This window comes from Sanguibacter sp. A247, from assembly GCF_052324925.1.
GTDB lineage: Bacteria > Actinomycetota > Actinomycetes > Actinomycetales > Cellulomonadaceae > Flavimobilis.
Window position 1 is genome coordinate 282,381 of sequence record NZ_JBQPRE010000001.1, and the last position, 11,436, is coordinate 293,816.

Consider the following 11,436-nt stretch of genomic DNA (forward strand, 5'->3'; position numbering starts at 1 on the left):
TTGACGCTCGAGCCCGATTCTGCATCGGTTCGTGGTCTCCACTAGGCTGTGACTGTGGAAAGCGCGCGTGGCCCCGAGAGTGCCGACGACGTCCGCGAACCGGCTGACGACGTCGTCAGCGGAGCGACCGGACGGCCTCCCTCACGCGACCTCACAGAGCTTCCCGTCGCCCGCACGCCGCGGCCGTCGGGCGACGCTGCGCGAGGGCGCCAGCGCGTCGCCGTCGTCATCCCGGCGAAGGACGAAGCGCGGCGCATCGCTGCAACCGTGCGCGCCGCGCGCGCCATCCCGTACGTCGACATGGTTCTCGTGGTCGACGACGGCTCGGTCGACGACACGCAGCACGTTGCCCGCGAGGCTGGCGCCGTCGTCGTCCGGCACCCGCACAACCGTGGCAAGGCCGCCGCGATGGAGACGGGCGCGAGCGTCGTCGCGATGCGCGACGCCGCCGACCGTCCCGCGCGGCTCCTCCTCTTCCTCGACGCCGACCTGGGCGAGACCGCCGTCAACACGGCCCCGCTCATCACCCCGGTCCTCAAGGGCGCAGCCGACATGTCGATCGCGCTCCTGCCGCCGCAGCCGGGCGCGGGCGGCCGCGGGATCGTCGTCGGAGCAGCGCGCCGCGCGATCGCGAGCCTCACGGGCTGGACGCCCACGCAGCCTCTCTCCGGGCAGCGGTGCCTCACGCGTGAGGCCTTCGAAGCGGCGACGCCGCTCGCGCGCGGGTGGGGCGTCGAGACGGGCATGACCATCGATCTCGTCCGCCAGGGCTACGTCGCGGTCGAGGTCCCGTGCGACCTGCGCCACCGAGCGTCCGCGAAGGATCTCGCGGGCAACCTGCACCGTGCCGCGCAGTATCGGGACGTGTTGCTCGCGGTCAACGCGCGCAAGATGCGCTCAGTGTTCCGCGGCGCACCGCAGGGCTGAGCCTCGGCGCGCGTCCGCGGGCGGCGTCAGACCGTCGCGGGCGTGCCGCCGTCCGGGTGCCGCGTCCACACGACGAGAACGAGCGGGATGGCGAGGGCCAGGCCGACGAGCGGCACGAGGATCCCTGAGTCGTTGACGGCAAAGCCGATCGCGAGGGTCGCGCACGTCCCGGCGAGCGCTGCCCCGAGCAACGGCTCCGTGCGGACAGCCTCGCGCACGGGCTCGGTCGGGATGATGCGCCACCGCAGGCCTGCCCAGATGAGCAGGGCCGCCGCCGCGGCGCCGGCGAGGGCCGGCGGGGAGGTGACGATGCCGCCGATGTTCTGCGAGAGCTTGCGTGCCACGACGTCGAGCCCGTCACCGTCGAGCACCTGCTGCACGAACGCGCCCAGGTGCGTGCGCGCGGCCGCGGGCCGCAGCCAGTCGAGGACGGCGAACAACGCGACGACGAGCGCACCGGACGCAAGGACGACGATGACGCGCCGCCATGTGAGCCGCACTCCCGCGACGAGCAGTGCGGTGACGGCGATCCCCGGGACGAGTGCGGGTGGTCCGCCGAAGTCGGCGCCGAGCGAGGGAAGCCCGTCGACCGCGACGACGACGAGGCCCACGACGCCGACGACAACCGCGCCCAGCCAGCGACGGCCGCGCGCGACGAGCGGGGCAGCGAGGGCCACACCCGCCACCGTCGTCGCGGCTCCCAGCAGTGCGAACGAGGTGTTGTTGACTCCGTAGAAGCGACCTGCGACGAGCGCCTGCGTGCCGATGACCCCGTTGAGCTGCAGCCGCGATCCGGTGACGACGTCGGCGAGGAGCACCGTGATCGTCAGCCCTGCGATGAGCCCGACGCTGCCGAGGGGTGCGCGAGCGAGGGGGCGCACGCGAGCGAGCGCAGCGATCGCTCCCGCGACGGAGAGGATGACGGCCACGAGCGAGAGCCACGGCACGGGGGTCCGCCACCAGGGCACGAGCGCGGCCAGCGTCGCCGCGACGGGGACGGCTGAGGCGACGAGAGCCGCGCTGTGCAGGACTCGCGTGGTGCGGGGGGACGCGCCGACGGTCGCACGGCGACGGACGACGGCGCCTGCGACGAGCACGGGTGCGATGACGAGGAGGCCGTAGCCGATGTAGTGCGGGCTCACGAGGGCGCGCACTGCGACGGTGCGCACGGCGTCGTCCCGAACCGCAGCAAGGGCGTCCGCGGCGCTGCGCTGCGGGGGTGTGGTCGTGACGACCGCACCCGTCGTGCGGACGCCTGCGTCCGCGTCCGCCGCTGCGAGCAGGGTGCGGGCCCAGTCCGCGGTGATGACGTAGCCGGGCTGCCGCGTCGACGGGCTCGTGAGCATCGACCCGGGAGTGGGGGAGCCGACGGCGACTCCCGACGCGGCACCGACCTGGAGGCGCGGTGCGGCGAACGCGTCGGCGAGGGACGCGACGAGCAGGGTCGCGGGCGGCGTCTCGTCGAGGGCTGTCCGTACAGCGCCCGCCACCTGCTCGACCGCCGCGACGCTGTCTGCGCGCTCGTCGGGCGTCGTGCCTCGCACCGCACCCATGTCGATGACGACGACGTCGGCCTGGGTCGACGCACGCGCCGTGGCGTCCGTGAGCGCAGCCGGGTCCGTGCGGTCGACGGGCGCATACGCGCCCGACACCCGACCGTCCGACCCGGCGAGCGCGATCGCGGCACCGGGGCCGAGCGCCGCGGTCGTCCGGCCGCGCGCGGCCAGTGCGTCGCCGAGCGTTCCGGGAACAGCGCCGTACGAGCCGCGGGCCTCGACCGACGTGAACGCGTCCCACGCGGGCACGTGCCCGTCAGCTCCTGGGTCGGCGAGGGCGCGGCAGTCGCCGAAGGGCAGGAGGTCGATGTCCTGGGTGTCGGCGCGCAGCTTCTCGTCGGCGGCGCGGGTGGCTGCCGAGAGCGAGAGCCAACCGTCGGCCGGGCACGTCGACGTGCGAAGCGCCCGCACGGCGGTCGAGCCCACCGCACCGCGCGTCACCAGGTCGTGGAGCGCGGGCGTCGTCGCAGGGTCGACGTCCTCCCACATGAGACCGGTCGCCCCGAGCAGGACGACCGTCGCCCCAGGCGCCGCTGTGGCGTGCGGACCTGCGGCAAGAACGGGGGACGGCGCTGACGTCGAGGCCGCAGCGACGGAGGCCGGGGCAACAGCGAGCAGAAGCGCCGCACAGGTGGTGAGGAGGAAGGCGCGCACGAGCCTCAGCCTACGGGCGGCCACGCCCGCGCCGCCGCGGGAACGCTCAGAGGGTGATCGTGCGCGGGACCCGCACGATGAGGTCGCCGGGGTCGACCCAGCACTCGAACGCGCTCGCGCGGCCGATCGGATCGCCGTCGACCTGTCCCTGAGCGCCTCCCGGGACCTGGGCCGTGATCGTGCGGCACTGCGTGTGGTCGATGCGACCGATGCGGTTGGTCGCGAGCGGCTGCACGCCGAGCCCTTGCATCACGACCTCTCCGAAGAGCTGGGCCCACCCTGCGACGCCGCCGCGGGTATCGATCGCTGCGACATCGAGGATGCCGTCGTCAAGTCGGGCGTCCGGCAGAAGAGTGATGCCACCGGGGAGCTTGCCGCAGTTGCCGACGAGCAGCGTGCGCAGCTTCATCGAGGAGCGCCGACCGTCGTCGAGGTCGACGTGGGCCTCGAGACGGCGCCCGTGAAGGTGGCGCATGCCGCCGAGGAAGTAGGCGATCCAGCCGACCCGGGCCTTGAGCGTCGTGTCGGTGTCCGCAATCATCGCGGCGTCGAACCCGATCCCGGCGATGACGAGGAAGATATGCGTCGACCCGACCTCCGCCCCGTCCTCGTCGGGTGCGTCGGTGACCCGCAGCCATGCGACGTCGATCGCACGATCGCGGCCCTCGAGCGCAATCTCGAGGCAGCGCGAGAGGTCGGCCACGGGAATGTCGAGGTTGCGCGCAAGGAGGTTGCCCGTGCCGACGGGGAGCAGGCCCATGGGTGTGCCCGACCCTTGGAGCGCGGTTGCGACGGCCCGAACGGTCCCGTCGCCGCCCGCGGCGATGACGACCTCAGCCCCCGCTTCGAGCGCCTCGCGCGCTTGCCCGACGCCCGGGTCATCGACCGTCGTCTCGAGCCACAACGGCTCGAGCCCCAGCAGGTGGCACGCGGCCTCGACAGGCTCGCGCAGCTGCGCGACATCGGGCTTGGAGGGGTTCGCGACGAACGCCACGACGCGGGGAGGCGAGGGCTCGTCGTCGGGCGCGGGGATCCGGGTGACGTGGGGGGCGCGGCCCACGGGGCGAGAACGCCACGTGAGGTACGACAGCACGAATGCACCCGCAGCGAGCGCGACAGCGAGCGCGATGAGGAAGATCACCCAGCCCGACATCATCTCCATGCCGCGACACTATCGCCGCAGACCGTTCCCGTCCTGCCCGGCCTGAGCCTTCTGGGCGCCGCTGCGCTGCGGAAGGGGTGGCGCGGGCCCGGGACCGATATCCTCGTCGGGTGATCGATCTCAAGCTTCTGCGCGACCAGCCCGACATCGTGCGCGCCTCCCAGGTCGCGCGCGGTGACGACCCCGCCCTCGTCGACGCGGTTCTCGACGCCGACGCGCTGCGTCGATCGTCGCTCGCGGACTTCGAGCAGCTGCGTGCCGAGCAGAAGGCGCACGGCAAGCTGGTCGCCCAGGCGGCCTCGCCCGAGGAGCGCGCGGAGCTTCTGCGACACACCAAGGAGCTCGCCGAGGCCGTCAAGGCGCGCCAGGCCGACGCGGATGCTGCGGGTCAGCGCCTCGATGAGCTGCTCTGGAAGATCTCCAACGTCGTGCTCGACGGTGTTCCCGCCGGTGGCGAGGACGACTACGTCGTCCTCAAGCACGTGGGCACCCCGCGTGACTTCGCCGCCGAGGGCTTCGAACCCCGCGATCACCTCGAGCTGGGCGAGATCCTGCGCGCGATCGACACCGAGCGCGGTGCCAAGGTCTCGGGCTCGCGCTTCTACTACCTCACGGGCATCGGCGCGCGCCTCGAGCTCGCGCTGCTCAACGCGGCGGTCGACAAGGCGATCGAGCACGGCTTCACACCGATGATCACGCCGACGATCGTCAATCCGCAGATCATGCGCGGGACGGGCTTCCTCGGCGCGCACGCGGACGAGGTCTACTACCTCGGCGCCGACGACCAGTACCTCGTCGGCACGTCCGAGGTCGCGCTCGCGGGCTATCACTCGAACGAGGTCGTCGACCTCTCGAACGGTCCGTTGCGCTACGCGGGCTGGAGCGCCTGCTACCGGCGCGAGGCTGGCTCGTACGGCAAGGACACGCGCGGCATCATCCGCGTGCACCAGTTCCACAAGGTCGAGATGTTCTCGTACGCGCGGGTCGAGGACGCGGCCGACGAGCATGCTCGTCTGCTCGCGATGGAGGAGGAGATGCTCGCCCTCGTCGAGCTCCCCTACCGGGTCATCGACACGGCCGCGGGCGACCTGGGGTCCTCCGCAGCGCGCAAGTTCGACTGCGAGGCGTGGCTCCCGACGCAGGAGCGGTTCCTCGAGCTCACCTCGACCTCCAACTGCACGACGTTCCAGGCGCGGCGCCTCGGCGTGCGTGAGCGTGTCGAGCAGGGTGGCCGTTCCGAGACGCGCGCGGTCGCGACGCTCAACGGGACGCTCGCAACGACGCGCTGGATCGTCGCATTCCTCGAGAACCACCAGCAGCCCGACGGCTCGGTGCGGGTGCCCGTCGGCCTGCGCCGCTACCTCGGTGGCCTCGAGGTGCTGAGCCCGGCGGGCGCGTGACCCCCCGCAGCCCGGTGCCGCGACTCCGGTCGGCGTCGGACTACGAGAGGTTCGGGGATCCGCTCGACCTGCCGCTCCTGGGCGCGGACGGGCGGTTCCTCGTGGCGCTCGACGTCGACGGCACGATCATGTCGGAGGACGGTTTTATCTCTGCCGAGCTCAGGCGGGCTGTCGCGTTGCTGCGGTCCGAGGGGCATCACGTCGTGCTGGCGACGGGGCGGCCGCTCGTCGCGCTGCTCCCGGTGGCGGCCGAGCTGGGCCTCGTGGGGTCGCCCCTCGTCGCGGCCAACGGCTCGGCGACCGCTGAGCTGCGGCCCGACGGCACGTTCGAGCTCACCGACGCGGTGACGTTCCGGCCTGAGCGCGCGCTCGACATCCTGCTCGCGCGTATGCCGTCGACGTACTTCGCGGTCGAAGAGGTCGGGGTCGGCTACTGGGTGGGGGCTGACTTCCCCGCGGGCACGATCATGGGCCGTCAGAAGGTCATCGACCTCGCGCTGCTCGAGGGGGTCGAGACGACGCGGATCTGCGCGGTCGATGCGGGTGAGCACGACCCGCTCCTCGAGGCAGAGCTCGCACTCCTGGGTCTCGACATCGTGCATTTCACGATCGCCGGGATGCACTGGTTGGACGTCGCGCCTCAGGGCGTGACGAAGGCGTCGGCGCTCGAGGGGCTGCGGGTTCGCCTGGGGGTGAGTGCGGACGCGACGGTGGCCGTGGGCGACGGTGGCAATGACGTCGAGATGCTCGCGTGGGCGGCCCAGGGGGTCGCGATGGGGCACGCGGGCGCCGAGGTCGTCGCGGTCGCGGATCGCGTGACGGGCCCGATCTCTGACGACGGCGCGGTCCCTGTCCTGCACGATGTGCTCGCTGCGGGCAGGGGCTGACGGCTCGCCGGACGGGGACTGAGTCGCGTTCCGCGTGTGCGGGGGTGGACACTACACGGGTGGCGCACGGCATCGATGACGTTGCGCGGGAGGCCGGGGTGTCAACCGCGACGGTTTCGCGCGCGCTGCGGGGCATGCCGAACGTCTCGGAGGAGACGCGCCTGCGGGTTGAGGGGGTGGCGCGGCGACTGGGCTACCGGCCGTCGCCGTCGGCCTCGGCCCTCGCGACGGGCCGCACCCGCACGATCGGGCTGCTCACGCCGTGGATCAACCGGTGGTTCTTCTCGAACGTCATCGAGGGCGCCGAGCGGCGGCTGCGTCGCGCGGGCTATGACGCGCTCCTCTACTCGTTCGCGGTCTCGGAGCACGGCCGGACGCCTCGTGTCGATCCCGAGGTGCTGCGGCGCCGGGTTGACGGCGTGCTGGTCGTGGGACTGCCCCTCGAGCCGGCTGAGGTGTGGGCGATCGAGGCGCTCGACGTGCCGATCGTGTTCGTGGGTACGGCCCATGGCCAGCACCCGGCCGTCGGGATCGATGATGTCGCGCTTGCGGTCGCTGCGACGCAGTACCTGCTGTCGTTGGGGCACCGGCGCATCGGGCACATCACGGGGACGCCCGACGACCTGCGGAGCTGGACGCCTCCCGTCGACCGACGGCTGGGCTGGGAGAGCGCGCTGCGTGATGCGGGGGTGCTTGCCGAGCCCACGTGGGAGGAGTACGGCTTCTTCGACATCGCAGGGGGAACGGCGTCGACGCACCGTCTGCTCGACCGGCATCCCGACCTCACGGCGCTGTTTGTCGCGTCGGACGAGATGGCGATGGGTGCGATGCTCGCGGCACGCGAGCGGGGGCTGCGCATCCCGGAAGACCTGTCGCTCATGGGCGTCGACGGTCACGAGATCTCGGAGCTCGTCGGCCTGACGACGATGGCGCAGCCCGTCGAGGAGCAGGGTGCCGCGGCGGCGCAGACCGTGCTGGATCTCATCGGCGGAGCCCCGGGCGCGTCTGTCGACGCAGGGGGAACGGTCCTGTTCCCGACGACGCTCGTCGTGCGCACGACGACGGGGCCGCCGCGCACCTGATTGCCGCGGGCTCGGCAGCATCGTCGCTTGTTGCGCAATCGTTACCGCATTGTGGGTCCGCAGTAGTTGCGTAGGTCACATGTAAGCGCTTGCATGGGGTGAGGGCAGCGCTCCCACACGGCGGTGCTGTCGGAGCTGGCATTTTCCGTCCATGGAGGAGACTCAACGATGAGTAAGAGGAAGTCCACGATCGCGATCTCGGCGGTCGCTGCAAGCCTGCTGGTGGCGCTCGGAGCCTGTGCCCCGGACCCCGGTACGAACACGACCACCACAACAGGCGGTGCCGCGCCGACGGCCGCAGCGAAGCCTGGCTGTGAGGACTACGCGGTCTACGGCGACCTGACGGGCAAGTCCGTCTCGGTCTACACCTCGATCGTCGAGGTCGAGCAGGTCGACCAAGAAGAGTCGTACGACAAGTTCGAAGAGTGCACGGGCGCGACCATCAAGTACGAGGGTTCGCGTGAGTTCGAGGCACAGCTGCAGGTGCGTGTCTCGTCGGGCTCTGCGCCTGACATTGCGTACCTCCCGCAGCCGGGCCTCCTCAAGACGCTTGTCGAGGACTTCCCCGACATCGTCGTCCCGGCCTCGGCCGGCACGGCCGCGAACGTCGACAAGTGGTTCTCCCCGTCGTGGAAGGAGTACGGCACGGTCGACGGCACGTTCTACGCCGCTCCCCTCGGCGCGAACATGAAGTCCTTCGTCTGGTACAACCCGAGCATCTTCAAGGAGAAGGGCTACGCCGTCCCGACCACGTGGGACGAGATGCTCGCCCTCACCGACAAGATCGCGTCCGACTTCCCCGACGGCAAGCCGTGGTGCGCAGGCATCGAGTCCGGTGACGCGACGGGCTGGCCCGCGACCGACTGGGTCGAGGACGTCATGCTCCGCACGGCAGGCCCCGAGGTCTACGACCAGTGGGTCGCGCACGAGATCCCGTTCAACGACCCGCAGGTTGTCGCGGCGCTCGACGCCGTGGCCGACATCCTCAAGGACCCGGCGCGCGTCAACGGCGGCTTCGGTGACGTCAAGACGATCGCCACGCAGGCGTGGAACTCGGCCGGCCAGCCGATCATGACGCCGAAGGACGGCTCGTCGCCCAAGTGCTTCCTGCACCGCGCGGCGAACTTCTACCAGACGAACTGGCCCGAGGGCACGAAGGTCGGTGAAGACGGCGACGTCTTCGCGTTCTTCCTCCCGGGCAAGACGGCTGCTGACAAGCCCGTTCTCGGTGGTGGCGAGTTCGTCGCGGCGTTCCGTGACGCTCCCGAGGTCGCAGCGTTCCAGGCGTTCCTCGCCTCGGACACCTGGGCCAACGAGAAGGCGAAGGCAACCGAGGGCGGCGGCTGGGTCTCGGCTAACTCCGGCCTTAAGCTCGACAACCTCGCAACCGACTTCGACAAGCTCGCCTCGGGCGTTCTTGGTGACAAGAACTCGGTCATCCGCTTCGACGCCTCTGACCTCATGCCGGCAGCGGTGGGCGCAGGTTCGTTCTGGACCGAGATGGTGAAGTTCTTCGCCGAGGGCAAGTCCTCGCAGGACGTCGCCGACTCGATCGAGAAGACCTGGCCGTGATCCAGGAGTGACGCAGTGGGGGGGGGGGGAAGGGGGGGGGGGGGCCGCCGCACGGGTGCGGCGGCCCCACTGCTTCACACTCGACGAGGACGTGCCCGTGCCCGTAGCGGTGCGGGCCGTCCTGACGTCACGGCCAGTTCAGTCCGGAATGGAGGCAACAGTTGAGCCCGTTCGAAGATCCCCAGTACTACTTCACCTGGTTGTTCGGTGAGATCCGCGAGTTTTTCCTGCACGCGGTCACACCCGGGCAAAAGCTCGTGCTCATGGCCGTCGTCATTCTGCTTTTCGTCGCTGTCATGGGCCTGATCCTCTGGCTCGTCGACCGCCCCAAGCGCTCACGCAACTGGATCGTCGCGACGGCCTTTGCGGGCCCGGCGCTCCTGCTCGTCGCCTTCGGCCTCGTCTACCCGGCCCTCGCGACCGCGAAGGGCTCGCTGTACAACCGCAATGGCTCGAAGTTCGTCGGGCTCGACAACTACGAGCGTGCCCTGACCGAGGGCGATTTCCAGATCGTTCTCGGCAACACGGTCGTCTGGGTGCTCCTCGTCCCCATCCTCTCGACCATCATCGGGCTCGTCTACGCCGTCCTCGTCGACAAGACACGATTCGAGAAGGCGGCAAAGACGCTCGTCTTCCTTCCGATGGCGATCTCGATGGTCGGTGCGTCGATCATCTGGAAGTTCGTCTACGAGTTCCGGGGCGCCGGCAACAAGCAGATCGGCCTGCTCAACCAGGTCCTCGTCTGGCTCGGGTTCGAACCGCAGCAGTTTCTGCTCTCTGCGCCCCTCAACACCCTGTTCCTCATCGCGGTCATGGTGTGGATCCAGACCGGCTTCGCGATGACCGTGCTCTCCGCGTCCATCAAGGCGATCCCGGACGACATCATCGAGGCCGCGCGCCTCGACGGTCTCTCGGGCTTCGGCATGTTCCGCTACATCACCGTGCCGAGCATCCGGCCCGCGCTCGTCGTCGTCGTGACGACCATCGCCATGGGAACACTCAAGGTGTTCGACATCGTCCGTACGATGACCGCTGGCAACTTCCAGACCTCGGTCGTGGCCAATGAGTTCTACACACAGAGCTTCCGCATGAACGACAAGGGCATGGGTGCCGCACTCGCGGTCATCTTGTTCGTGCTCGTCGTGCCGCTCATCGTGTACAACGTCCGTCAGATGCGCAAGGTCGAGGAGATCCGATGACCACCGACAACGCCTCCCAGGACGTCACGACCGGCGCCGCCGGTGTCGCTTCCGACGTCGTCGCGGCCGCTGCCGAACCAAAGCTCTCGCGCCGGGCCCGTCGCGCGCGCAAGGGTCTCCAGCATCCGCTGGCGTCGCTTGCTGCGATCGTCATCGCCTTCCTCTGGACTGTGCCGACGATCGGTTTGCTCGTGACCTCGTTCCGTCCTGAGGCGGACATCAACGCGACCGGCTGGTGGACGGCTTTCAGAGATCCGTCATTCACGTTGAGCAACTACGACCAGGCGCTGTTCAACGGCCAGGTGAGCCTCGCGGCCTACTTCCTCAACTCGATCGTCATCACGTTGCCCGCGGTCATCATTCCGATCTCGATCGCGCTGCTCGCGGCCTACGCCTTCGCCTGGATCCCGTTCAAGGGGCGTGACGTGCTGTTCGTCGCGATCTTTGCGCTCCAGGTCGTGCCGATCCAGGTGACACTGATTCCCCTTCTCACCGAGTACAACAAGTGGGGCATCAGCAACTCGTTCTGGCCCGTGTGGCTGTCTCACACGATGTTTGCGCTGCCGCTCGCGATCTTCCTGCTGCACAACTTCATGAAGGAGATCCCGGCGTCCCTCATTGAGGCAGCCCGCGTCGATGGCGCGGGGCACGTGAAGATCTTCTTCCGCGTCCTCCTGCCGCTCCTTGTGCCCGCGATCGCCTCGTTCGCGATCTTCCAGTTCCTCTGGGTCTGGAACGACCTTCTCGTCTCGCTCACCTTTGCGGGCGGCCGGGCTGCGGTTGCGCCGCTCACGGTGCGTCTCGCTGAGATGGTGGGAACGCGCGGGGGCGACTGGTTCCTGCTGTCGGCAGGTGCCTTCATCGCCATGATCGTCCCGATGATCGTCTTCCTGGCCCTCCAGCGGTACTTCGTGCGTGGCCTCCTCGCGGGGTCCGTCAAGGGGTGAGACCGCGCGGACGGGGGAGGGGGGGGGGGGGGGCAGGGCCCCCCCCCCCC

Annotated in this window: 9 protein-coding genes; 7 read left to right on the top strand and 2 right to left on the bottom strand. The window is 70.1% G+C overall.

Features of this window, described 5'->3' with window-relative positions; genetic code table 11:
- Nucleotides 1-54: 54 nt before the first annotated feature.
- The gene (locus tag ACTVCO_RS01210; RefSeq protein WP_443726564.1) at nt 55-927 is read left to right on the top strand and encodes a glycosyltransferase family 2 protein; all 873 of its coding nucleotides are present in this window, start codon (nt 55-57) and stop codon (nt 925-927) included.
- A gap of 26 nt (nt 928-953) precedes the next feature.
- On the opposite strand, the gene ACTVCO_RS01215 is transcribed toward ACTVCO_RS01210, so the two are convergent.
- Both ACTVCO_RS01215 and ACTVCO_RS01220 read right to left on the bottom strand, forming a co-directional pair.
- The gene (locus tag ACTVCO_RS01215) at nt 954-3,137 is read right to left on the bottom strand and encodes a hypothetical protein (protein ID WP_443726565.1); all 2,184 of its coding nucleotides are present in this window, start codon (nt 3,135-3,137) and stop codon (nt 954-956) included.
- Nucleotides 3,138-3,183: 46 nt separating this feature from the next.
- Nucleotides 3,184-4,299, bottom strand: a complete 1,116-nt coding sequence (locus ACTVCO_RS01220) for a diacylglycerol/lipid kinase family protein (RefSeq protein ID WP_443726566.1) — start codon at nt 4,297-4,299, stop codon at nt 3,184-3,186.
- A gap of 110 nt (nt 4,300-4,409) precedes the next feature.
- On the opposite strand from ACTVCO_RS01220, the gene serS reads away from it, so the two are divergent.
- The 6 genes from serS to ACTVCO_RS01250 all read left to right on the top strand — a co-directional run bounded on the left by serS (nt 4,410) and on the right by ACTVCO_RS01250 (nt 11,386).
- Complete coding sequence (gene serS, locus ACTVCO_RS01225) at nt 4,410-5,699, top strand: serine--tRNA ligase (protein WP_443726567.1); 1,290 nt, start codon at nt 4,410-4,412, stop codon at nt 5,697-5,699.
- The gene (locus ACTVCO_RS01230; RefSeq protein ID WP_443726568.1) at nt 5,696-6,586 is read left to right on the top strand and encodes an HAD family hydrolase; all 891 of its coding nucleotides are present in this window, start codon (nt 5,696-5,698) and stop codon (nt 6,584-6,586) included. The genes serS and ACTVCO_RS01230 overlap by 4 nt, the downstream gene beginning before the upstream one ends.
- A 59-nt stretch (nt 6,587-6,645) precedes the next feature.
- Nucleotides 6,646-7,668, top strand: coding sequence for a LacI family DNA-binding transcriptional regulator (locus tag ACTVCO_RS01235; RefSeq protein ID WP_443726569.1), 1,023 nt, complete (start codon nt 6,646-6,648; stop codon nt 7,666-7,668).
- Between the two features lie 168 nt (nt 7,669-7,836).
- Nucleotides 7,837-9,240, top strand: coding sequence for an ABC transporter substrate-binding protein (locus tag ACTVCO_RS01240; RefSeq protein WP_443726570.1), 1,404 nt, complete (start codon nt 7,837-7,839; stop codon nt 9,238-9,240).
- Between the two features lie 263 nt (nt 9,241-9,503).
- Nucleotides 9,504-10,439 (top strand): carbohydrate ABC transporter permease, encoded by a 936-nt coding sequence (locus ACTVCO_RS01245; RefSeq protein ID WP_443727130.1) that lies wholly within the window; start codon nt 9,504-9,506, stop codon nt 10,437-10,439.
- The gene (locus ACTVCO_RS01250; RefSeq protein WP_443726571.1) at nt 10,436-11,386 is read left to right on the top strand and encodes a carbohydrate ABC transporter permease; all 951 of its coding nucleotides are present in this window, start codon (nt 10,436-10,438) and stop codon (nt 11,384-11,386) included. Before ACTVCO_RS01245 ends, ACTVCO_RS01250 begins: the two co-directional genes overlap by 4 nt.
- The last annotated feature ends 50 nt before the right edge of the window (nt 11,387-11,436 follow it).

Coding starts and splice junctions, on each gene's coding strand:
- ACTVCO_RS01250 (WP_443726571.1), top strand. CDS start 10,436: ATGACCACCGACAACGCCTCCCAGGACGTCACGACCGGCGCCGCCGGT.
- ACTVCO_RS01240 (WP_443726570.1), top strand. CDS start 7,837: ATGAGTAAGAGGAAGTCCACGATCGCGATCTCGGCGGTCGCTGCAAGC.
- ACTVCO_RS01220 (WP_443726566.1), bottom strand. CDS start 4,299: ATGGAGATGATGTCGGGCTGGGTGATCTTCCTCATCGCGCTCGCTGTC.
- ACTVCO_RS01245 (WP_443727130.1), top strand. CDS start 9,504: ATGGCCGTCGTCATTCTGCTTTTCGTCGCTGTCATGGGCCTGATCCTC.